Raw genomic sequence first — 19,556 nt, 5'->3', positions numbered from 1 at the left:
GAAGTGCCCTGCTTTGCGGCATCAACGCAAGCAGATTTCCGCCGGCAAGCAGGGGCCCCCGTCACGCCCGCACAACACCGTCAACGCTAGAAACAAGGGGTTTCCTACTCTGGAGAGTGGCCATGCGGGTACTGCTGCTGTGTGCCGTGGCGACGATGGCATTGTCGGCCTGCAACCAACGCGAACCGACCGATAAGGCACAACATGCCGATGCGGTTCGGCAAAACCCGCCAGCGGCCAGCGCGCCGACGCGCAACGTGCCCGGCGGCGGCAGCGGGACCGCAGCCTCCGAAGACCAGTCGTCAGGAACCGGCGCCAGCAGCGGCAAGGAGGTTCCGCCGGAGTCTCCTGCAAAGCGCTGAATCCAGAAGGGTCACCGGCGTGGCTCGGACAGGCGCGCTGGACGTCCCTGCGATGGGCCAACGACCCTTTGCCACAACAGTGATTCCGGCGCCTCCGCCGCGACTGACCTGGACAGATTGATGCAGCGCGTTGTGAAATTGGATCCCGACAGGGTTCACGCCAACAACGCCTGTGCGGTGGCATGTTCAAGATGACCCAAGAGGATTACTACATGCCTGACACCGGACTCTTCTACGTCTTCTCAGTGGATTACGCGGCCGACGCGCGCGGCGGCCTCGACCGGATCACCTCGATCACCTTCCGCTGCAATCAATGCCACCACGTGTCCCGTGCCGACGCGGACCTGAAGCGGGTGGCGGGTGGCACGCTTCTCACCTGTGGGAGATGCGGGACCCACCAGGCGGTCAGCAACGCGCGTTTTGCCGATGGCGCGCATGCCGCAGCGACCGAGCGGCCCGCCGTCGCCGCAGGTGAGCACTGATGCAACGCTGCCCGTGATGGGGCACGGCGATGTGAGCAGGATGCATGCACCACACGCTCGTTGGGCATCTGCCGTTCACTGCATCTACCCCGTATCCCAACGGCCTCCCGGCTACGGTGAAGTCTCCCTTCGTTCCGGAGTACACCATGGCCATCAAGACCGCTGAAGATCTGTTCATCCACGAACTTTCCGACATATACAGTGCCGAGAAGCAGCTGACCAAGGCACTGCCCCGCCTGGCGCGCGCCGCTGACAATCCTGACCTCTCCGCTGCGTTCGAGACCCATCTGGAAGAGACCCAGGGGCAAATCGAACGTATCGACCAGGTGGTCGAGCTGTTGGGGATCCGCCTGAAGCGCATCAAGTGTGCGGCAATGGAGGGGCTGGTGGAAGAAGGCAAGGAGGCCATCGACAGCATCGACAAGGGCCCCGTGCGCGATGCGGCGCTGATCGGCGGCGCACAGAAGGTGGAGCACTACGAAATCGCCTCCTACGGCACCATTGCCGCGCTGGCCAGGCAGCTGGGCTACAAGGACGCCGTGCCCCTGCTTCTGGAAACCCTGGAGGAAGAGAAGGCCACCGACCAGAAGCTGACCCTGCTGGCCAGTGGCGGCGGCAACGCCAACGCCGCGAAGGCCGGGTAAGCGCAGGTGCACTGCACATCCGTCCGGCGCGCCGCTCCCCGGAGGCCGACGCGCTCTTACCCGCCCCATTCCACTCTCCGCGTTTCAGCGCCCGGCCTTGCCGGCACCGCGCTGTGCTGCAGGCCTCGCCCGCGTGCGCTTCTTCGCGGCTGGCGGTAGCGGTAGTACTCGATAGTCAATCTGGCACACCGGGCAGAAGAAGGTGCGCCGATGCGTGGTACCCATATGGACCTTGCTGACCGGACCACCACAACGGGGACATGTCCGCCGGGTGTGGACCTGCCAGTGCTTTTTCAGCTCGAACCCGCGCTTCCATTGCAGGAAGTCGAAACTGTATTCGCGGGCCTGCCTGACCAGTTCGGCAAGCTTGCGCGGCGGAACATCGCCTACATGGTTGGCCGGATGGACCCGGATGCGGAACAGCACCTCGTTCTTGATGATGTTGCCCACGCCGGAGAACAGCGTCTGGTCCAGCAGGGCGTCGCAGACCAGGACATCGGGCATCGACTTCAGGCGACGACGTGCGAGCCTGGGATCCCACAGGTCGCTCATCACGTCGCTGCGCCAGTCGTATACCTCGTCCAGCGGCTGCGCGATCAGTTTTACCGAGCAGGTGTAGAAGTTCAGTTCGCCGTTGTCAAAGCGCAGCGATACCCGCGCTGGCGTCTCCTTGCGCTCGTCGATGCGCCAGCTGCCGAACATCATCAGGTGGATGCGCAGCGTGACGTGACTGAATTCCAGCAGGAAATGCTTGCCCCAGCTGCGCACGGCCCGCACCCGGCGGCCCTGCAGGCAGGCCAGGTCGAGCGTGCTGTTGCCGCTGACCTCGCGGACCGTCTTCCCTTTGAATTTGGCGGCGGCCTCGCGCAGCAGCACGATGGAAGGACCTTCAGGCATTGGCGTGCTCCAGCAAGGCCTGCAGTTGCAGTGCATCGGGAACGGCATGGCCGTGTGCCGTGTTGTCGAGGATGACCCAGGCCCCGCCCGGCCCGGCGGCCTGCGTTGCTGCGCCGGCCAGCCTGCACAGCTCCGGCTGCTGGTACGCGCTGTAGTAGATCCGCGGCTGCCCGTGCCACCGCCAGTAGCTCCAGTGCCTGGCTCCGCCCGGCTGGCCAGCCCCTGCAACCCGCGCGGGATCGGCCGCGACCCGTGCAATGTCATGGTCTTCCAGCAGCGCATCGGCCTTTGCGTCGAACCAGCTGGGGTGGCGGGGCTCGCACGCCATGGGCGTCGCGGTACGCCGACGCAATGCCCGGAAGAACGCCGACGCGGTGCGGCCGTCGCAGGCCAGACTGGGGGGCAGCTGCAGCAACAGCGCGCCCAGCCGATCACCGAGATGCGCCACCGCGTGCAGGAAGGGGTCCAGCAAGGGCGCCGCGCCGCGCAGGCGTGCGACATGCGAGATCGCCTGCGGCATTTTCACCGAGAAGCGGAAATCGTCCGGCACGCTCGCCGCCCAGCGTGCGTAGGTGGCAGGCTGGTGTGGACGGTAGAACGACGAGTTGATCTCCACGATCGGAAAGCGCGATGCGTAGCGCTGCAGCGCGCTGTCGCCCGTGCCGAACCTGTGCGCGACATCGGTGGGCAGCGACCATCCTGCGCAGCCGACGGCGACGCGGTGCGCCGAGTGTGGGTCATCAGATTCAAGTGCCATTGCGCTACGGTGATGGTGGGACCGTAGCAGTGCGGTGAATACACGTCGGCTGCGGCGTGAAGCACGCCGCCGGGCGTGGCCGGCCTGCCGAGGGGGCGCTGCCCGGCATCGACCCTTGCTGCTCAGAGGCTGGCGCTGACCATTCCACCCTTCTGCGGCTGCCGCGCTGGCAGGGAGTGTCCATTGCGTGGCGCAACGCGTTCGTGGGTGGCGGCCATCACCTGGTTCACGCGATGAAGTGTGCCGCGACCACCGGGCTCGATACCGATGATGTAGACGAAGCGGCCATCGCAGCGCGACTGCGCCGATTCGAGCCCCTCGGTCTCGGAGAGAACGCGTTTCAGCGCCTTCTCCCAGGCTCTGCCCGGAGCCGATGCCAGCTCCACCACCACTGCGGTTTCCCCGCAGTCCAGCGGCATCACCTCCACACGCAGGATGCGCGGTGTCTTGACGGTCTCGGCGCTACCCATTTTCGATCCTCCTCGGCAAACGACGGCGGCAGTATCCACGCCCAGCGCCAAGGCGCCGTCAAGAAGCCATGGATACCGCGTGCAGGTCGGCTGGCAGCGTTGCCCGTGATGCGTCGCGGCATTCCCCGACGGGCACCTGCAACCGCGCATTGCCCTGGTAGCGGCCACGCCATTAGCAGGTCTTCTTTTCATGCATGGGCGCTCTGGTCTGACAGGAGCCCAGTGCTTGCGCGCAGTCACACCTTTGCACTTTGCTCGTTGACCTGCTGGCGTCAACAAATGACGCTAACGACACCGCGACAGCGTTCGTAACGCCCTGCAGCGGTCGAGATCCCAGGCAATACCGGCCACGGCCGGATCGCGTCCCCCATCCCTGCCACCGCATCGTCCTTCACACGGAAAGGCCTGGCCTGCCGTGGTGGACGACTGCGCCTTGCCCATACCCATGGAGATCCGCAATGCGCCTTGCCACGTTCTTCCTTGCCCTTGTCTTCAGCACCTTTGCCGGGGCCGCACATGCCCAGGTCGTGACCCTCAACAGGGGCGGGTTTGTATTGACCTATGACTGCAGCATCCACAGCGCGACCCGCTACGAATACACCTTGGTGGCGGACACTGGCTCGGCCGCCCGCCCGTCCAGCTTCTACAAGGATCCGGAGCTGCCGGCCGGTTGCCTCGGCCAGACCAGCACGGCCTCCTATGCCAGCGTGCAGTCCGGCTATGACCGCGGCCATCTGGTGACGTCCAATCACATGGACTACGACGCCACTTACATCCGTCGCGCCAACTACATGACCAACATCGTGCCGCAGGTCTCCAGCTTCAACCAGGGCATCTGGGTCAAGGCCGAGAACGTGGCCGAATGCTATCGGGACATCGCCCCGGTCGACGTCTATGGCGGCGTCGTCTATGGCGATGCGTCCAATGACTATTTCCTGTCCAGCCATGGCATTCCGACCCCGGAATTCTTCTGGAAAACGATCATCACCAAGGATCCGAACACCGGCACCGCCAAGGCCATCAGCTGGATCATTCCCAATGAAGCGGGACTGGGCAGCCTGGACAGCTATCTGGTCACCATCGCCGACCTGGAAGAGCTGCTGGGCGCCAGCTACGTGGCGATCAACGCGCCGGCGTCGCTGAAGAACATGCTGCCCAGCGCCAGCTGGCCGCTGCCGAGCGGATGCGATCTGAGCTGAGCCCCCGATGGCTCGACGGAATGCGCTCCGCCGGGCCTATCGCGCCTGGTAGCTCAGCCTGGATGATCTCTGCTGGCCCATCTCAAGGCCCAGCCCCGGCGCGCGCGCCTGGCGCTGCGCGCCGGTAATGCAGCGCAAACAGATACAGCCCGGTGAACAACTGCAGGAACAACGGCGGCAGCGGCGAATACGTGATCCACGCCGGGGGCTCGCCCTGCCCCATCCCGCGCGCCACGAAGTTGGCGATCACCGCCAGGGTGAAGACGATCGAGGTCCAGCGGTGCACCGGACGCGCCCAGCCACCGGCGCTCATTGCGGCGTCCTCTCGGCAGGCTTCACGGGACGCTCGATCATCTTCCAGCCATTGCCGGACGGATCACGGAACCCGGCATCCACCGCACCGTAACGCTCCACCGGCTCCTGGGTGAATTCCACGCCACGGGCCAGCAGTTGTTCGTAGCTGGCGCGGCAATCGTCCACCGCCAGCACCAGCGGTGGCATCGCGCCCTTGGCCACCATCTGCTGCAGGGTCAGCGCGGTGGCCGCGTCGTGCACCGGCGGTCCCGGCTTGAACAGCCCGAGCTGGAAGCCACCCTCGTCGCCCGAATGCACCGTAAGCCAGCGATAGTCGCCGTTGCCCACGTCGGTGTGCACCTTGAAGCCGAGCGTGTTGACGTAGAAATCGAGCGCTGCGTCCTGGTCATGCACATACAGGCCGACCACATTCACCATGCCAGTCATAGGATCCTCCCTCAGGTGGGATCTACGCTAACAAGGCCGCTGCGGCGGCGCTTCTCCAAAACTGCGATCTTCAGGTCCGGGCGCTGCGCAGCACGCGCATGACACTCCGGTACCGGGCCCTGCACCGGAGCACGGGCGCGCTCACTGTCGCGGACGGCGCCGGGGCTGTCGCCGGTGATATCGCGGAAGATCCGGCCGAAGGTGCCCAGGCTGGTCCAGCCGGTCTGCAGTGCGATCTCGGTGATCGGCAGGTCGGTATCGCGCAGCAGAGCGACGGCGCGCTCGATGCGCCGACTGAGCAGGTAGCGGTGCGGCGGCATCCCGAAGGCGTCCTTGAAGGAACGCGCGAAATGGGCTGTAGAGACCGCACTGACCTGCGCCAACCGTGCCACCGGCCAGTCTTCGTGGCTGGCCCGGTCCATGTGGTCCTTGGCGCGCAACAGGCGGCGCAGCAGTTCGGGGCTCTGGGGCATGCGCCCAGCGTAGCGCAGATGCCGGCGGCGCTTCCGATGGATAGCGGGCAGTGGGATACTGCGCTTGCCGCAGCCGGCCTTGAAGCCGCTCCCGGCCCCCCCAACTTCAAGGATGACCCCGATGCGCAGGATGCACTTCGTCGGCACGCTGTTGAGCGTGGCCTGTCTTTCCGTTTCGCCCGCCTGGGCTGCGGAAGATCCCGATTCACTGGCCCTGTGCGAACAGGTAGCGCCGCTGATGGACGCCGACGACTTCAAAGCGCTGGATGCCATGGCCGAGCGCTTCCGCAAGGGCCAGCGCAACGCCAGCGGCTATTCCAACCTCGGCCGTTTCTACATCTGCATGTCACGGCGCATCGGCACCGCGCATCAGGACGTGCAGCAGTGGAATGACTGGACCGCGTGGGCCGCACGCTGGATCCGGCAATCACCGCGTTCTCCGTCGGCGCACCTGGTGGCCGCGCGGGTGCCGCTCAACCTGGCCTGGAGCTTCCGTGGCGATGGCTATGCGAACGAGGTGACGGCGCAGGACTGGCAGCAGTTCAACGAGTACAACGCAGTGGCAGCAGCCTATATGCAGGAGCACAAGGCGATCGCCAAGCGCGACCCCTACTGGTATGAAATGTCCCTCCTGATCGCGTTGCGGCAAGGGGTGGACGAAGCAGCGTTCATGGCGTTGGTCGACGAAGGCAGCAGGCTGTTTCCCGACTATGACCCGCTGTATCTGATCGCGATGCAGCGCTTCACCCCGCACTGGCAGGGCGATACCCAGCAGATGGAAGCCTTCGCCCGGCATGCCATCGCACGAACATCCACGCGCCGCCGCGCCAGCCTGTATGCACGCCTGTACGCATCGGTCAGCGAAGGCGTGTCGGGGCAGCAGCTGTTCCAGAACTCGGCAGTCGACTGGCCGCTGATGCGGCAGGGCTGGGAAGACATCCTGGCCGAGTACCCCACTGCATGGAACTTGGAGGCGGCAGCCCGCCATGCCTGCCTCAGCAGCGACGTGCCCGCCACGAAAGCATGGCAGCGCCGGTCGCTGGCCGCACAGGGCATCGGCGAACCCTACCTGGGCATGGTCGTCGACTCGGCCGAGCGCCAGTGCCCGCCGGTGGGCGCCTTCGCGCGGTGACCGTGCCCGGCAGGCGGCTGGCACCGTGCGCGCGTCAGCGCGCCATGGCCCGCGCGGTCTGCTCCTGTACCGCCTGCTCCTGTTGCTGCGCATCCTGCTGGGTGGCGTCGGTCCGCCCGGGTGCGTCCTGCAGCCTGCGTACCTGGTCCTCGACCGGCATGGCCACTGCTTGCGCGGTCTCGGTGCGGGCGATCTGGCGATCCGCGGCGTGCGGTTGACCCTGCACTGCGAATGCATAGCGGCCATCGTCACTGAGCACGGCCTCGTCGATCCGCTGCATGCCCTTGTCCTTGGCCGCGACCAGCAGCGCCATCCCCAGCCGTTCACTCATCGCATCGGGCTGGCGCCCCATCGCCTGGTCGAGGCTGCTGACCGCGCCCTGGCTCTGCAGCCACAGGCCATGGTCCGGGCTGGCGGCGTGCCGTGGATCCTGCCGCGGCAGCAGCGGTGACGGCGGCGCCAGCGACTGCAGGTGCTCGCCCTGCACCGCCGCGTCGATCTTCTGCAGATCCTTGCCGCCCGCCGCGGCAATGTGGAACATGCGCTCGGCCATGCCGTAGGTGGATTGCCCCTGGTTGCGTGCCAGCCCCTGGGCGAAGGCATCCACGTCCTGCTGCGCCTTGCCGCTGCCGTCCTCGGCAAGCACCTGCCACGATGGCCCCAGCATCGGGTTGTCCTTGACCATCGACTGGGTGCGCTCCATCAGCGTGCGCATCTGGGCCTCGCTGAAGCTCAGGGTGTTCAGCTCGCCGGCCTTCATCGGCCCGCGATCGCCGGCGGGGTCGCCGGACAGCGCCGCGTTGACCATCCCGGCAATCTGTTCGCCCTGCGCATGCCCGCGCAGGTCAAAGGTGAATTCGTAGCGGCGCTGCGCCGTGTCCTCCTGGCCATCGGCGCCGTAAGCGCTGACCCGGGTTGCCGGCAGGTTGCCGCTGTACTGCACGCTGCGCAGCTCGGTGCGGCTGCCGTCTTCGCGGCTGACCTGCACCACGTCACCGCTGTTGCGTGCACCGGCCAGGTCGACACCAAACGTGTCGCCGTAGCCGACCTTCAGCCGCGTCTGCGAACTCATGCCCAGCCGCTCGACCGTGGCCAGATCCTGCACGCCCGCGGTCTGGCTGTTCAGCGTGCCGTTGTCGATGAACTGTTCATAGGCCTGGCGGCCTTCGGGTTGATTGATGTCGAAGGTCGCAGTGCGGACAGCCGAGTGGCCGAGCGCGTCCTGGCGACCGGCGATCGCGCTGAAGCTGCCTGCAGTGAATCCCATGCCGTTGAAGGCTTCGACCGCCTCGTTCGGCCCGGTGGTGACGCGCACCCGGCCATCATCCAGGCGATCCACGCGGTAGCTGGCACCGCTCGCCTCGGTCGTCTGGGTTTGCATGGCGATGTTGCGGAAACTGCCTTCCAGTGCAGTGCCAGTGAACTGCTGGCCATCCAGGGTGACGCTGCCACCGTTGGGAATGGTCTGCGGATCGAAAGGATTGATGCGGGTGGGATCGACATCCACCGCGTCGCTGGGCAGGCTGACCCTGTAGCGCCCGCGTACGCCGGTGCTGCTGGTGTCCTGGAAGCCTGCACCTTTCACGCTTGCACCGACCACCGACTCCATCGTCAGCAGGTAGTCCCTGCCACCGTCGGCTGTCGGGCTGCCGGCCATGTTCAGCGACGTGCCCTGGAACTGCGATGCAAGACTGGACGCTGCGCGTTTCTGCTCGGCGCCCACCTTCAACGCCCCATCGCCCTCGTTCAACGTGACAGAGTAACCGCCGGCGGCAGCGCGGACCTCGCTGTTGGCCGAGGTGTAAGTCGGATCGAACGACGCCGCGGCGGCATCGCGTGGCGCATCCGGGGTTGCGCCTTCCTTGCTGGTCTGGGCATTCATGCCGTGACCTCCTTGAACAGAGACGCGCTGATTATAGGGCGCAGCGTGCGCAGCACGTTCACATCGCGCCGCAGCGGCATCCACGATAGTGATGGTCATCTTATTCCACGCCGAGGGTCCATGCCCCGCTCCCTCGCCCCGCCGCAGCAATGGTTCCGTCACGGCCGCACGCTGCTGACCGTCCTGCTGGGGCTGTATCTGCTGTACCTGCTCGCGGGCAATGTCTTTCTCAATACGCCGCTGTTCGATCAGGTCACCAATCGCAAGCCGCACAAGTTCGTGATGACCACCGGGCCCGCGATCACGCTGCTGCCGGGACATGTCATCGCCTGGAACGTGCAGATGCGCGGCCACGTCAATCACACGGTGTATGTGCTGCGCGCAGACCGGGCCAGTGCCCGACTGGCGTTGCTGCCACTGTTCCAGCGTGAAGTGCGCGTGCCGTCGCTGCACGCGACCGGTGTAGCCGCCGAGATCGCGCGTGTGGATGAGGCCATTCCCTCACCACCACGCGGTGATCGCGGCTGGACGTTGCGATTCGATGCCATTCACAGCGACAGCATCCGCAGCGTCCGCACGGGCAAGCTGTTGATCGTCGGCCAGGGCAGCGGCACCGTCGGCTTCGTCAAGCAATTGCGCGGCGGGCCATCGGAGCTGCTGGACTCGGAGGTGTCTTTCGCGCATGCCGATGTCAGCCTCGACGGCACCCAGCTGCTTGGCGACATGCAGTTGAAGTCGCAGTTCTCCTATCCACGACACTACCGCGACCAGGCGCCTGGCCTGGAAAAACTGGGCCTGCTGCATGCGGTGCTGGAGGTAAAGGCGCGCAGCCAGGGGTTGCGCCTGGATACGGACACGCAACGACCCACCGTTGCCAGCGCTGCCGTACCGGGGCAGTTGCAGGCCTCGCTTACCCTTGACCAGGGCGCGCTGCAGCCGGGCAGCCATGCCGTCTGGCGGGTTCCGTTGCAGGTAGGGGCCGGCGCACCGGACCGTGGAACGCTGGCGATACAGCTGGATGCCGCTCGCGATATCCGTCTGCAGGCGCGATTGCCGCAACGCGATGGCACCGGCGCTGCACTCGATGCGGATCTGATCATCGCCGGGCGACACATTCCATTTGCCGATCCCAGCGAGGTGCTGGGACGCACCTCTGGTAACGTCAAGGGCGAATGGACCTTCACCTCGCTCAACTGGATTCCCGCGCTGTTCGTGCAGAAGCCCTGGTTCCAGCTGCAGGGCGGCGGCGTGCTGCGCGCGGACCTGCGCCTGCAGAACGGCGAGTTGGCCGCCGGCAGCAGCGTCGATATTCCGGCGGCACGGGCGGTGGCCGAGGTGGCCGGCGTGCACCTGCAGGGAACGGCCAGCGCCCATGGACAACTGCAGGCCGGAACGCCGACGCGCGCCGTACTGGCGGTGAAGCTTCCTACGTTCAGCGCCCATGCCGGCGGCGCCAAAGGTGCCACGTTGTTCGATGGTCGCGATCTGGCGCTGACACTCACCGGTGACGGCCGTCTGCGCGAACTGCGCAAGGGAGTGCGCGCGCAGCTGCGCTTCGACGACGCAACCATTCCAGACCTCACCGCCTACAACCGCTACCTGGGCAACGGCCAGGTCCGGCTGCAGGGGGGCGCTGGCAAGGTGAGCGGCGACGCTGAACTTGATACCCAGGGACGGGTCGGCAACGGCAGCGTGCGCCTGCGCAGTCAACGCGCACGGCTGCAGGTGGCGGGGCTCGACCTGCAGGGCGACGCGCGCGTGGATGGCAGGCTGCGACGCGGCGATTTCAGCCAGCGCCGGTTCGATCTGGGCGGGAGCGTGATCGAGCTGCGCAATGTGCAGGTGGGTGACCAGCAGCGACCACAACCGTGGTGGGGCCGGGTCACCATCGCCCGCGGCGACATCGATGCGCAGTCACCCTTCCAGGTGGACGCACGTGCGGACCTCGCCATGCGCGACGCCGGCCCGCTGCTGGCGCTGTTTGCCGAGCGCAGCGATTACCCGCGCTGGGCATTGTCCCTGCTCGATTCCGGCAAGGTGGATGCGCACACCCGACTGCGCTGGCGGGCCGGGCATCTGGTACTGGATGGACTGCAGGCGGAAAACGAGCGGCTTTCACTGCGTGCGCGGCTGGATCTGCTGGAGCAGCGCAAGCGCGGCGACCTCTACCTGCGCTGGGGCCTGCTGGGTGCCGGCATCGAGCTGGATGGCCAGCGCCGGCAATGGCATCTGGCCGGCGCGCGCGAGTGGTTCGAGGGTCGGCCCGCGCTGCTGCCCGGTGCTGCAGCGGCCAGCGACGGCGGCACGGCCGACTGAACCGAAAGCTGCATCCAGTCGCGACGCGTTTACGTACAACGCACTACCGCAGTCCGCACTTGTGCTGGAGGAGATACACCATGAACGTCCGCAGGCAGGCAGTTGGTCTTCTGGGCTGGGCCATCGTCACTTTTCTGGCCGCCGCGCTGGGCGCGCGCGCCTCCATTTCTGCAGCGGAGTTCTACGCAGGCCTCGCGTTGCCGGCATGGGCGCCGCCTGCCAGCGTGTTTGGCCCGGTGTGGACGCTGCTGTACGCGCTGATGGCGCTGGCCGCGTGGCTGGTCTGGCGCCAGGGCGGATGGCGCGCGGCCACGCCTGCGCTGGTGCTCTACCTGCTGCAGCTGGCGCTCAATGTGCTGTGGAGCTGGCTGTTCTTCGGCTGGAAGCAGGGGGCGCTGGCGTTTGCTGACATCCTGCTGTTGCTGGTGCTGATCGTGGCCACCGTGGTCGCCTTCCATCGCGTGCGCCCGGCAGCGGCGTGGCTGCTGCTGCCTTACCTGGCATGGGTGGCGTTCGCCAGCGCGCTCAACTACGCCGTGTGGCAGGCCAATCCGGCCGTGCTTTAGCCGAGCGATGCCTCAAGGCCCTGTGCCGCAGGCCGCCACTGGCGCAGCGCGCTGCCCCTGAAGGCCTGCTCACCGCAGCCGGTCGGGCAGCGCAGCACCCGTGCGGCAGAGGTGCTCACAAGCCCATCGCCCTCCTGCGCCTTGAACACCAGCTCGCAGGACAGGCAGCGCGCCACCAGCGAATAGAGATGAACGATGCGGCCGCTGCCGGGATCCTGCAGCGCGTTGACATCCAGCAGATCAAAGCGGCCGTTGTCAGGCGCGGGGCGCGATGGGCGAAGCGGAGAGGACGATGGCTGCAGGTTCACGTCGATGCGTCACAGAAGGAGGAGCCTCGACTGTAGTTGCCGCGATGTGCAGCAGATGTGCACCACGGCCTTCAGTCTGCGGAAGCAGAACCCAGCCGATTGATCTGCGCGCATTCGAGCACTGCTGGCGGCTCAGGCATCGTCGCCAGCACGATCATCGCGCGGCCGATGGCCTCGTTGCTGGTCACCAGCGAAGGCAGGATGCGGCCCGCCGCCGCCATCAAGGGGCCGCCAAAGCGATACAGCGGCTTCAATGCCGCATGACGGGTGCCGGTTCCCGCCACAGGGCGCACCCCCGCAGGACGCAGCATGACGGTGCGCACCGGGAGCTGCGCCAATGCAGTCTCGGTCTCGCCCTTGATGCGCAGCGGCATGATCCGGCTGTGTGGGTTGGCGTGAGCACCGGAGACATACAGGAACCGGCCGTCTGGATTCGTCTCGGCCCATGCTGCAGCTACAGCCAGGGTGGCATCGAGCGTGACCTTCCGATACTCATCCTCGGCGGTGCCGAACGGTGGCGCGCCGGCGCAATAGAAACAGGCGTCGAATCCGTCCAGCAGCGGGCGCACATCGCGGGCATGCTGGAAATCCGCCAGCACGATCTGCTCGATCCGCGCGTCCAGCCCGGCCTGGCTGCGGACCAGGGCTGCGGTCCGCGCCACTTGCGGCGAAGCGAGGCAGGCACGGGCAACGCCCTGCCCGACCAGTCCGGTCGCACCGGTCAGCAGAATCCGCAGCGGGCGTGTTGGGTGCATGCGTTGACCTTGAAGAAGCCTAGAGTTTGACGAAGCGCTGGATCTTCCGTGCCAGCCAACCACTGAACACCAGCGGCGCGTCCAGCGCGGACACGCAGATGCACGGTACGCCTGGCGCCGTTACCGGCTGGTGTTCGACGTCCTCGTCCAGATCGGCAACATCGCCGGGCGCGAACAACCCCAGTGCATCATTGTACGAGCCGCGCAGGATCTGGGTCAGTTCGCTGCGGCCATGGCTGTGCATCGGCAGGCATTTTCCCGGCGCGATCTTCAGCATGATCAGCGAAGGCATCTGTTCTGCGCGGATGCAATGCACTCCAGGGGCCATCCAGCGCCAGTGCAGCCGACCCAGCGAATCGCCAAAGTAAGGATGCAGCGACTTCGGCAGATGGTCCGGGTCGGCCTCGGGCCGTTCCGGCGGCATGGACCGCAGCGGGCTCGGCACCATGCCAGCCTGGTCCACATCGAGCTGCGCAAGCATTGCCTCGCGCAGCCCCGCCCGCCGCGCCTCAGCCGCCGACGGCTGGGTCTGCTCCAGCAGTGCGGCACCGATGGCCTCGGCTTCGCGCAGGCGCTGGCGACAGTGCGGGCACTGCTCCAGATGCGTGCCGGCGACGATGCTCAGGGGCGTCGGCAGGGCGCCGGCGGCATAGCTCATCAGCGTCGACTCATGCAGATGGTGGTGCGGATTCATGGTGCACCCCCCACCTTCGACTGCAACTGCAGGAACGCTCGTCGCAGGTGTGATTTGACCGTGCCCAGCGGCATGCCCAGCGCCTGTGCGATCTCGCTGTGGCTCTTGGCCTCGAAGTAGGACATCCGTACCAGGCGCGCCTGCGTGGCCGGCAGCTCGTTGATGCGCTGGCGCAGGCGGGCGTGGTCGGCAAACTGCTCGGCGCTGCTGCGCTCGCTGACGTCACCGGCAGCAGCATCCTCCACCGCTTCCTGCACCTGCATCCAGCTGCGCTCGCGGCGCACCCGGTCAATGTGCAGGTTGCGGCCGATGCGGTACAGCCAGGTGCTCAGCGCGCCCTGCGCAGGATCGAATTCGGCTGCACGCAGCCACAGGCGCAGCAGGCATTCCTGGGCCAGCTCTTCGGCCACCGCTGCAGGTGCGCCAAGGCCGCGCAGATAGATGCACAGGCGCGGCGTGAAGTGGTCGTAGATGCGCAGGAAGCAATCACGGTCGCGCAGCCGGGCGACACCGTCCATCTCGCCGTTCCAGTTCGTCGGCTCGTTGCTGGGCTGCTGTGAACTGGACACGATCCGCGCGGTGTCGAAGGAAAGAGAGGGGCTGGCGGGTGGACGGTACATCGGCGGGGGCAGCCGTTGAGTGAAGAGGAGTCCTTGTCTCTACGCACAGCAGCGCCGGTTGGATGCACCCGGGATGGGCGCCAGCGTGCATCCAGCCGGTGCCACCGCCCGTACAGGCGGGCAAGTCTCCCATGGATCGCCCCGATGCGTGCTGCCTGGTTGTTGATGGTCGCCCCCTGCGCCGCCGGTGCGGCGCCGCTGCTGCGTTCGGAGGGCGTTGCCACCCTACCCGATGGAACCGCCGCCTACCGCGAAGTGCATTGGCAGCGCGGGGCCGGCGATGGTAGCGAGCGCTGGGTGGAGTACCTCTGCCCTGCAGGGCAACCCTTCGCCCGCAAACAGATGCCCGCCGCCGCGCGGCTGCAGGCGCGGGGCTATGTGCTGCAGGACGCCCGCAGCGGCCAGGCGGCCCGCGTGGTGGTCGGCCGCGACGGGGTGAAGGTCGACTGGAAGGAAGACAGGTCTGCGCCATCACGAATCAAGCAGCTGCCTCTACCGGCGGATGCCGTGGTCGACGTCGGCTTCGATGCCGCCGTGCGGGGCCACTGGCAGACGCTGCTGGATGGAAGGCCGGTCAGCCTGCCTTTCCTGGTGCCCGGCCGGCAGCGCTTCTACCCCGTGCAGGTGCAGTACCGGGGCCCCGTGCGCTGGCAGGGGCTTGCCGCCCACGCCGTCGACGTCCGCCTCGACACGTGGTTCGGCGCGGTGGCCCCGCGTCTGTCGCTTATATACGCCGATGCAGATCGCCGCCTGCTGGAGTTCCGTGGCACCAGCAACCTGCGCGATGCACGTGGCAACTATCCGCAGGTGACCGCGCGCTTTGCCGCCGCCGCCACCGAGCAGCCGGAGCAACGCTGGCGCGATGAACTGCAGCGACCGCTGGTATCGAGCTGCGTTGTTACGGCCAAGTGAAAGCGCAGTCGCGTGCAATCGTCTGCATCCAACCGGCACCGCAACGCGTAGAGATAGGCAATCGACTCCCTCGGGCTTCCGTCCATGGCATCCGCAGCGCCTCCCCTCCGCAGACGTTCGCGCCTGTTGCGCACCTTCCAGCGCTGGTTCGATACCGATGCCGGAAGCGAAGTCGCGGCGGACGGCGGTCAGGATGACCGCATCGACTGGCTGCGCGCCCTGCCCTTCGCGCTGTTGCATGTGGCCTGCCTCGGGGTGATCTGGGTTGGCGTGTCCTGGACGGCGGTTGCGGTCGCCGTGTTCCTGTACGCAATCAGGATGTTCGCCATCACCGCCTTCTATCACCGCTACTTCTCGCACCGCACCTTCGAGGCATCGCGCACCGTGCAGTTCGTGTTCGCCGTCATCGGTGCCGCCAGCGTGCAGCGTGGCCCGCTCTGGTGGGCAGCACACCACCGCCATCACCACCGCCACGCCGATCAACCGCAGGACCCGCATTCCCCACTCCAGGGTGGATTCTGGCGCAGTCACATGGGGTGGTTCCTCACCCGCGGCGCCTTTGCCACCGACCTGCAGCGCATCCCCGATCTGGCCCGGTACCCCGAACTGCGCTGGCTGGACCGGTTCGACACCGTGGTGCCCGTGTTGCTGGCCGCTGCGCTGTACGGCCTCGGCGCGGTGCTCGAGCGCGTGGCCCCGGCGTTGCACACCAGCGGCCCGCAGCTGCTGGTGTGGGGCTTCTTCATCTCCACCGTCGTGCTGTTCCATGCCACGGTCACCATCAATTCGCTGGCGCACCGCTTCGGCCGGCGCCGCTTCGAGACCCGCGATGACAGCCGCAACAACCTGTGGCTGGCCCTGCTGACCTTCGGTGAGGGCTGGCACAACAACCATCACTTCTTCCCCGGCACCGCGCGCCAGGGCTTCCGCTGGTGGGAGATCGACATCAGCTGGTATGGCCTGCGGGTGATGGCTGCGCTGGGCCTGGTGAAGGGCCTCAAGCCGATCCCGGCCTGGGTACTGGCCAAGGCGAGGCACTGACATGCGCATCGCGATCATCGGTTCCGGCATCGCCGGCCTGGCCAGCGCGTGGTGGCTGGACGGCGAGCATGACGTCACCCTGTTCGAGGCCAACGACTACCTGGGCGGCCACACCCACACCCACGAGGTGACTGTGGACGGGCGCAGGATGGCGGTCGACACGGGGTTCATCGTCTTCAATCCGCACCACTACCCGCTGTTGTCGGCCCTGTTCGATGAACTTGGCGTGGCCTCGCAGCCCACCACGATGAGCTTCTCGATGCACAGCGAGCGCAGCGGCGTGGAGTACAACGCCACCTCGCTGGATGGGCTGTTCTGCCAACGAAGAAACCTGGTGTCCCCGCGTTTCTGGGGCATGCTGGCTGACCTGCGGCGTTTCTATCGTGACGCCCCCCTGCTGCTCGGCGAGGAGCAGGGACCTACGCTGGGCCAGTACCTGCACAGCCAGCGCTATGGCGAGGCGTTCGTGCAGGAGCATCTGCTGCCGATGGCCTCGGCGCTATGGTCATCACCGACCGCACAGGTGCTGGACTTTCCGGCGCGCTACCTGGTGCAGTTCATGGCCAACCACCAGATGCTGCAGATGACTGGGCGCGCGTCCTGGCGCGTGGTCAAGGGCGGCTCGGCCCGCTACGTCGATGCGCTGCGTGCGCGCTGGCGGGTACACGAGCGGCTGGAATGCCCCGTGCACGCCGTCGAGCGCATGCCCTGGGGGGCGCGCGTGCACACGGCCAACGGCATCGAAGGCTTTGATGAAGTGATCCTGGCCTGCCACAGCGACCAGGCCCTGGCGCTGCTGGCCGACGCCGATCCGGTTGAGCGGGCGGTGCTCGGTGCGATCCGCTACCAGCCCAATGAGGCGGTGCTGCATACCGATGCCTCGCTGCTGCCCGCCAACCGCAAGGCCTGGGCGGCCTGGAACGCGCATGTGCCGCGCGACCCCGCTGCGCCCTGCACGGTCAGCTACTGCATGAACCTGCTGCAGGGGCTGCCCGGCGACACTCCGTTGGTGGTGACCCTCAACCGCAGCGAGGCCATCGATCCGGCCAAGGTACTGCGCCGCCTGCAGTACGCACACCCGGTACACGACCATGTTGCGGTACAGGCACAGCAGCGCTGGGGCGAGGTGCAGGGCCATCGGCACACCTGGTTTGCCGGTGCCTACTGGGGCTGGGGCTTTCACGAGGACGGCATCCGCAGTGCCCGCCGCGTGGTCGACGCGCTGCAGGCGCGCTCGTTCCACCGCGGCATCGCGCAGCAGATGGAGGTGCCTGCGTGAGCGCCAGCGCCATCTACTTCGGCCACGTCGAGCATCGTCGCTACCACCCGCATGCGCACGCGTTCCGCTACCCGATCGCGCAGCTGCTGCTGGACCTCGACGAGCTGGACCAGGTATTTGCCGGGCGCTGGCTGTGGTCGGTCGGGCGCCGCAACCTGGCAGAGTTCCGCCGCAGCGACTACTTCGGTGATCCCGCCCTCTCCCTGGCCGACGCCGTGCGTGATCATGCCGCCACGGTGCTCGGGCGGCGCCCCGACGGCCCGGTTCGCCTGCTGAGCCACCTGCGTTTCGGGGGCCACGTGTTCAATCCGGTCAGCTTCTACTACTGCTACCAGGCTGACGGGGAGACCCTGGACTGCATCGTCGCCGAGATCACCAATACCCCCTGGAAGGAACGGCACGCCTACGTGCTGCCGGTCGCAACCGCGGTGCAGCAGGGTCGCGCCCTGCGCTGGCAGTTCGACAAGGCCTTCCACGTTTCCCCCTTCATGCCGATGGATTGCGCCTACGACTGGCGCTTTACCGCGCCCGCTGACGACCTGCGTGTGCACATGCAGGTCTGGCGCGACGGCCAACGCCAGTTCGATGCCACCCAGAGCATGCAGCGGCGGCCCATTGATGGCCGCGGACTTGCCCGGGTGCTGGCCGGCTACCCCTTGATGAGCGCGCAGGTGGTCGCCGCCATCCATTGGCAGGCACTGCGCCTCTGGCTCAAGCGCAACCCCGTGCACGACCATCCTTCCCTCGCCGAGAAACCGCGATGAACGAAATGACCCCCTCGGCCACCCTGCCCCAGCCCGGCACCCTGGACGCGTTCCTGCGCCGGCGCCTGCTGGCCCAGCTTGCGCCGCTGCAGAACGGCCGCCTGTGCGTGCGCGATGCGTTTGGCGAGGTGCAGCTCGGCCACGCAGGCAGCGACCTGCAGGTCACCGTGACCATTGACGACCCGGCCTTCTACCGCAAGGTGGCCGCGAACGGCAGCGTTGGCGCCGGCGAGAGCTACATCAACGGTGATTGGCGCTGCGATGATCTGGTGGCGCTGGTGCAGCTGCTGGTACGCAACCGCGACCTGCTCGATGGCATGGAACGCGGGCCGGCACGCATCGGCGGCTGGCTGCTGCGTGGCTGGAACCGGCTGCGGCGCAACAGCCGCGAAGGCAGCCGTCGCAACATCGCCGCCCACTATGACCTGGGCAATGATTTCTTCGCCCTGTTCCTGTCGCCGGACCTGATGTACTCCTCGGCGCTGTTCACCGATGCCGGCGACTCGCTGGAGCGTGCGTCGCGACGCAAGCTGGACCGCATCTGCCAGCAGCTGCGACTGCAGCCGGGTGATCGCGTGGTCGAGATCGGCACCGGCTGGGGCGGCTTTGCCGTGCACGCCGCGCAGCATTACGGCTGCCATGTCACCACCACCACCATCTCCGCGGAACAGCACGCACTGACCGCACAGCGCGTGCGCGAGGCCGGCCTGCAGGATCGGGTGACGTTGCTGATGCAGGACTACCGCGATCTGCAGGGACAGTTCGACAAGCTGGTCTCCATCGAGATGATCGAGGCCATCGGCGCCGAGTATCTGGATACCTACATGGCCACCCTGCAGCGGTTGTTGAAACCCGATGGGGTGGCCCTGCTGCAGGCCATCACCATCGAGGACCAGCGCTATGAACAGGCGCGGCGCAGCGTGGACTACATCAAGCGCTTCGTGTTTCCGGGCAGCTTCATCCCGTCGATCAACGCCATCCTGGCCGCCAAGACCCGGGCCAGTGACCTGCAGCTGATCGCCCAGCAGGACTTCGGCCACTCCTATGCACTGACCCTGCGGGCGTGGCGGCAGCGCTTCCTGGCGCAGTTGCAAGCGGTACGTGCGCAGGGCTTCGATGAGCGCTTCTGCAGGCTGTGGGAGTTCTATCTGGCCTATTGCGAAGGTGGCTTCCTGGAACGCTCCATCGGCGTGTCGCATCTGCTGCTGGCACGCCCTGGCTACCGCCCCGAAGCCGATGCCCACGACGAACGGATCGACTGA

Annotated in this window: 23 protein-coding genes; 12 read left to right on the top strand and 11 right to left on the bottom strand. The window is 66.9% G+C overall.

Features of this window, described 5'->3' with window-relative positions; genetic code table 11:
* Window positions 1–122 precede the first annotated feature (122 nt).
* The 3 genes from ACFX4F_RS02730 to ACFX4F_RS02720 all read left to right on the top strand — a co-directional run bounded on the left by ACFX4F_RS02730 (window position 123) and on the right by ACFX4F_RS02720 (window position 1,488).
* On the top strand, window positions 123–362 hold the full coding sequence (locus ACFX4F_RS02730) for a hypothetical protein (protein ID WP_380651998.1): 240 nt from the start codon (window positions 123–125) through the stop codon (window positions 360–362).
* A gap of 182 nt (window positions 363–544) precedes the next feature.
* On the top strand, window positions 545–844 hold the full coding sequence (locus ACFX4F_RS02725; RefSeq protein ID WP_380651995.1) for a hypothetical protein: 300 nt from the start codon (window positions 545–547) through the stop codon (window positions 842–844).
* A 146-nt stretch (window positions 845–990) separates the two neighbouring features.
* Window positions 991–1,488 (top strand): ferritin-like domain-containing protein, encoded by a 498-nt coding sequence (locus ACFX4F_RS02720; RefSeq protein WP_380651992.1) that lies wholly within the window; start codon window positions 991–993, stop codon window positions 1,486–1,488.
* A gap of 84 nt (window positions 1,489–1,572) precedes the next feature.
* Here ACFX4F_RS02720 and ACFX4F_RS02715 read toward each other — a convergent pair whose 3' ends face one another.
* From ACFX4F_RS02715 to ACFX4F_RS02705, 3 genes are all read right to left on the bottom strand, one after another.
* Window positions 1,573–2,385, bottom strand: coding sequence for a DNA-formamidopyrimidine glycosylase family protein (locus tag ACFX4F_RS02715; RefSeq protein WP_380651989.1), 813 nt, complete (start codon window positions 2,383–2,385; stop codon window positions 1,573–1,575).
* The gene (locus ACFX4F_RS02710; protein WP_380651986.1) at window positions 2,378–3,142 is read right to left on the bottom strand and encodes a DUF72 domain-containing protein; all 765 of its coding nucleotides are present in this window, start codon (window positions 3,140–3,142) and stop codon (window positions 2,378–2,380) included. The genes ACFX4F_RS02715 and ACFX4F_RS02710 overlap by 8 nt, the downstream gene beginning before the upstream one ends.
* A 122-nt stretch (window positions 3,143–3,264) precedes the next feature.
* Complete coding sequence (locus ACFX4F_RS02705; protein WP_380651983.1) at window positions 3,265–3,612, bottom strand: hypothetical protein; 348 nt, start codon at window positions 3,610–3,612, stop codon at window positions 3,265–3,267.
* A 458-nt stretch (window positions 3,613–4,070) separates the two neighbouring features.
* On the opposite strand from ACFX4F_RS02705, the gene ACFX4F_RS02700 reads away from it, so the two are divergent.
* Complete coding sequence (locus ACFX4F_RS02700; protein WP_099818536.1) at window positions 4,071–4,811, top strand: DNA/RNA non-specific endonuclease; 741 nt, start codon at window positions 4,071–4,073, stop codon at window positions 4,809–4,811.
* A gap of 82 nt (window positions 4,812–4,893) precedes the next feature.
* Here ACFX4F_RS02700 and ACFX4F_RS02695 read toward each other — a convergent pair whose 3' ends face one another.
* From ACFX4F_RS02695 to ACFX4F_RS02685, 3 genes are read right to left on the bottom strand one after another with little or no spacing between them, the layout of a single operon-like run.
* The gene (locus tag ACFX4F_RS02695) at window positions 4,894–5,124 is read right to left on the bottom strand and encodes a hypothetical protein (protein WP_380651980.1); all 231 of its coding nucleotides are present in this window, start codon (window positions 5,122–5,124) and stop codon (window positions 4,894–4,896) included.
* Window positions 5,121–5,552 (bottom strand): VOC family protein, encoded by a 432-nt coding sequence (locus ACFX4F_RS02690; protein WP_380651977.1) that lies wholly within the window; start codon window positions 5,550–5,552, stop codon window positions 5,121–5,123. The genes ACFX4F_RS02695 and ACFX4F_RS02690 overlap by 4 nt, the downstream gene beginning before the upstream one ends.
* An 11-nt stretch (window positions 5,553–5,563) precedes the next feature.
* Window positions 5,564–6,025: a helix-turn-helix domain-containing protein gene (locus ACFX4F_RS02685; protein WP_380651974.1), complete on the bottom strand. Its 462-nt coding sequence runs from the start codon at window positions 6,023–6,025 to the stop codon at window positions 5,564–5,566.
* A gap of 121 nt (window positions 6,026–6,146) precedes the next feature.
* Between ACFX4F_RS02685 and ACFX4F_RS02680 the strand changes: the two genes are divergently transcribed.
* Entirely contained in the window at window positions 6,147–7,157 is a 1,011-nt protein-coding gene (locus ACFX4F_RS02680) for a hypothetical protein (RefSeq protein ID WP_380651971.1), read from the top strand.
* A gap of 34 nt (window positions 7,158–7,191) precedes the next feature.
* Here the strand turns inward: ACFX4F_RS02680 and ACFX4F_RS02675 are convergent, their stop codons facing one another.
* Window positions 7,192–9,039 (bottom strand): XVIPCD domain-containing protein, encoded by a 1,848-nt coding sequence (locus ACFX4F_RS02675; protein ID WP_380651968.1) that lies wholly within the window; start codon window positions 9,037–9,039, stop codon window positions 7,192–7,194.
* Window positions 9,040–9,159: 120 nt separating this feature from the next.
* Here ACFX4F_RS02675 and ACFX4F_RS02670 point away from each other — a divergent pair, with 120 nt between their 5' ends.
* Complete coding sequence (locus ACFX4F_RS02670; protein ID WP_380651965.1) at window positions 9,160–11,355, top strand: hypothetical protein; 2,196 nt, start codon at window positions 9,160–9,162, stop codon at window positions 11,353–11,355.
* Between the two features lie 80 nt (window positions 11,356–11,435).
* Window positions 11,436–11,921 (top strand): TspO/MBR family protein, encoded by a 486-nt coding sequence (locus ACFX4F_RS02665; RefSeq protein WP_380651962.1) that lies wholly within the window; start codon window positions 11,436–11,438, stop codon window positions 11,919–11,921.
* Here the strand turns inward: ACFX4F_RS02665 and ACFX4F_RS02660 are convergent.
* From ACFX4F_RS02660 to ACFX4F_RS02645, 4 genes are all read right to left on the bottom strand, one after another.
* The gene (locus ACFX4F_RS02660) at window positions 11,918–12,229 is read right to left on the bottom strand and encodes a hypothetical protein (RefSeq protein ID WP_099818544.1); all 312 of its coding nucleotides are present in this window, start codon (window positions 12,227–12,229) and stop codon (window positions 11,918–11,920) included. The two genes, ACFX4F_RS02665 and ACFX4F_RS02660, sit on opposite strands and share 4 nt — an antisense overlap.
* Window positions 12,230–12,300: 71 nt before the next feature.
* On the bottom strand, window positions 12,301–12,984 hold the full coding sequence (locus tag ACFX4F_RS02655) for an NAD(P)H-binding protein (RefSeq protein ID WP_099818545.1): 684 nt from the start codon (window positions 12,982–12,984) through the stop codon (window positions 12,301–12,303).
* 19 nt (window positions 12,985–13,003) lie between these two features.
* Window positions 13,004–13,678: a ChrR family anti-sigma-E factor gene (locus ACFX4F_RS02650; RefSeq protein ID WP_380651958.1), complete on the bottom strand. Its 675-nt coding sequence runs from the start codon at window positions 13,676–13,678 to the stop codon at window positions 13,004–13,006.
* On the bottom strand, window positions 13,675–14,298 hold the full coding sequence (locus ACFX4F_RS02645) for a sigma-70 family RNA polymerase sigma factor (RefSeq protein WP_380651955.1): 624 nt from the start codon (window positions 14,296–14,298) through the stop codon (window positions 13,675–13,677). The genes ACFX4F_RS02650 and ACFX4F_RS02645 overlap by 4 nt, the downstream gene beginning before the upstream one ends.
* A 144-nt stretch (window positions 14,299–14,442) precedes the next feature.
* On the opposite strand from ACFX4F_RS02645, the gene ACFX4F_RS02640 reads away from it, so the two are divergent.
* The 5 genes from ACFX4F_RS02640 (at window position 14,443) to ACFX4F_RS02620 (ending at window position 19,556) form a co-directional block, all read left to right on the top strand.
* Complete coding sequence (locus ACFX4F_RS02640) at window positions 14,443–15,210, top strand: hypothetical protein (RefSeq protein ID WP_380651952.1); 768 nt, start codon at window positions 14,443–14,445, stop codon at window positions 15,208–15,210.
* Window positions 15,211–15,294: 84 nt separating this feature from the next.
* The gene (locus ACFX4F_RS02635; protein ID WP_380651949.1) at window positions 15,295–16,251 is read left to right on the top strand and encodes an acyl-CoA desaturase; all 957 of its coding nucleotides are present in this window, start codon (window positions 15,295–15,297) and stop codon (window positions 16,249–16,251) included.
* 1 nt (window position 16,252) lies between these two features.
* A complete protein-coding gene (locus ACFX4F_RS02630) occupies window positions 16,253–17,530 on the top strand; it encodes an NAD(P)/FAD-dependent oxidoreductase (protein WP_380651946.1) in 1,278 nt (425 codons plus the stop codon).
* Window positions 17,527–18,294 carry a DUF1365 domain-containing protein gene (locus ACFX4F_RS02625; protein WP_380651943.1) on the top strand — a complete coding sequence of 256 codons (768 nt, stop codon included), beginning with the start codon at window positions 17,527–17,529 and terminating at the stop codon, window positions 18,292–18,294. Before ACFX4F_RS02630 ends, ACFX4F_RS02625 begins: the two co-directional genes overlap by 4 nt.
* Window positions 18,291–19,556, top strand: a complete 1,266-nt coding sequence (locus ACFX4F_RS02620; protein ID WP_380651940.1) for a class I SAM-dependent methyltransferase — start codon at window positions 18,291–18,293, stop codon at window positions 19,554–19,556. Before ACFX4F_RS02625 ends, ACFX4F_RS02620 begins: the two co-directional genes overlap by 4 nt.

The organism is Stenotrophomonas sp. YIM B13575, from assembly GCF_042787595.1.
GTDB classification, from domain to species: Bacteria; Pseudomonadota; Gammaproteobacteria; order Xanthomonadales; family Xanthomonadaceae; genus Stenotrophomonas; species Stenotrophomonas lactitubi_B.
Note: the sequence above shows the minus strand (reverse complement) of the source record. Positions and strands in the feature narration are given on the sequence as shown.

Coding starts and splice junctions, on each gene's coding strand:
- ACFX4F_RS02730 (WP_380651998.1), top strand. CDS start 123: ATGCGGGTACTGCTGCTGTGTGCCGTGGCGACGATGGCATTGTCGGCC.
- ACFX4F_RS02725 (WP_380651995.1), top strand. CDS start 545: ATGTTCAAGATGACCCAAGAGGATTACTACATGCCTGACACCGGACTC.
- ACFX4F_RS02720 (WP_380651992.1), top strand. CDS start 991: ATGGCCATCAAGACCGCTGAAGATCTGTTCATCCACGAACTTTCCGAC.
- ACFX4F_RS02715 (WP_380651989.1), bottom strand. CDS start 2,385: ATGCCTGAAGGTCCTTCCATCGTGCTGCTGCGCGAGGCCGCCGCCAAA.
- ACFX4F_RS02710 (WP_380651986.1), bottom strand. CDS start 3,142: ATGGCACTTGAATCTGATGACCCACACTCGGCGCACCGCGTCGCCGTC.
- ACFX4F_RS02705 (WP_380651983.1), bottom strand. CDS start 3,612: ATGGGTAGCGCCGAGACCGTCAAGACACCGCGCATCCTGCGTGTGGAG.
- ACFX4F_RS02700 (WP_099818536.1), top strand. CDS start 4,071: ATGCGCCTTGCCACGTTCTTCCTTGCCCTTGTCTTCAGCACCTTTGCC.
- ACFX4F_RS02695 (WP_380651980.1), bottom strand. CDS start 5,124: ATGAGCGCCGGTGGCTGGGCGCGTCCGGTGCACCGCTGGACCTCGATC.
- ACFX4F_RS02690 (WP_380651977.1), bottom strand. CDS start 5,552: ATGACTGGCATGGTGAATGTGGTCGGCCTGTATGTGCATGACCAGGAC.
- ACFX4F_RS02685 (WP_380651974.1), bottom strand. CDS start 6,025: ATGCCCCAGAGCCCCGAACTGCTGCGCCGCCTGTTGCGCGCCAAGGAC.
- ACFX4F_RS02680 (WP_380651971.1), top strand. CDS start 6,147: ATGCGCAGGATGCACTTCGTCGGCACGCTGTTGAGCGTGGCCTGTCTT.
- ACFX4F_RS02675 (WP_380651968.1), bottom strand. CDS start 9,039: ATGAATGCCCAGACCAGCAAGGAAGGCGCAACCCCGGATGCGCCACGC.
- ACFX4F_RS02670 (WP_380651965.1), top strand. CDS start 9,160: ATGCCCCGCTCCCTCGCCCCGCCGCAGCAATGGTTCCGTCACGGCCGC.
- ACFX4F_RS02665 (WP_380651962.1), top strand. CDS start 11,436: ATGAACGTCCGCAGGCAGGCAGTTGGTCTTCTGGGCTGGGCCATCGTC.
- ACFX4F_RS02655 (WP_099818545.1), bottom strand. CDS start 12,984: ATGCACCCAACACGCCCGCTGCGGATTCTGCTGACCGGTGCGACCGGA.
- ACFX4F_RS02650 (WP_380651958.1), bottom strand. CDS start 13,678: ATGAATCCGCACCACCATCTGCATGAGTCGACGCTGATGAGCTATGCC.
- ACFX4F_RS02645 (WP_380651955.1), bottom strand. CDS start 14,298: ATGTACCGTCCACCCGCCAGCCCCTCTCTTTCCTTCGACACCGCGCGG.
- ACFX4F_RS02640 (WP_380651952.1), top strand. CDS start 14,443: ATGCGTGCTGCCTGGTTGTTGATGGTCGCCCCCTGCGCCGCCGGTGCG.
- ACFX4F_RS02635 (WP_380651949.1), top strand. CDS start 15,295: ATGGCATCCGCAGCGCCTCCCCTCCGCAGACGTTCGCGCCTGTTGCGC.
- ACFX4F_RS02630 (WP_380651946.1), top strand. CDS start 16,253: ATGCGCATCGCGATCATCGGTTCCGGCATCGCCGGCCTGGCCAGCGCG.
- ACFX4F_RS02620 (WP_380651940.1), top strand. CDS start 18,291: ATGAACGAAATGACCCCCTCGGCCACCCTGCCCCAGCCCGGCACCCTG.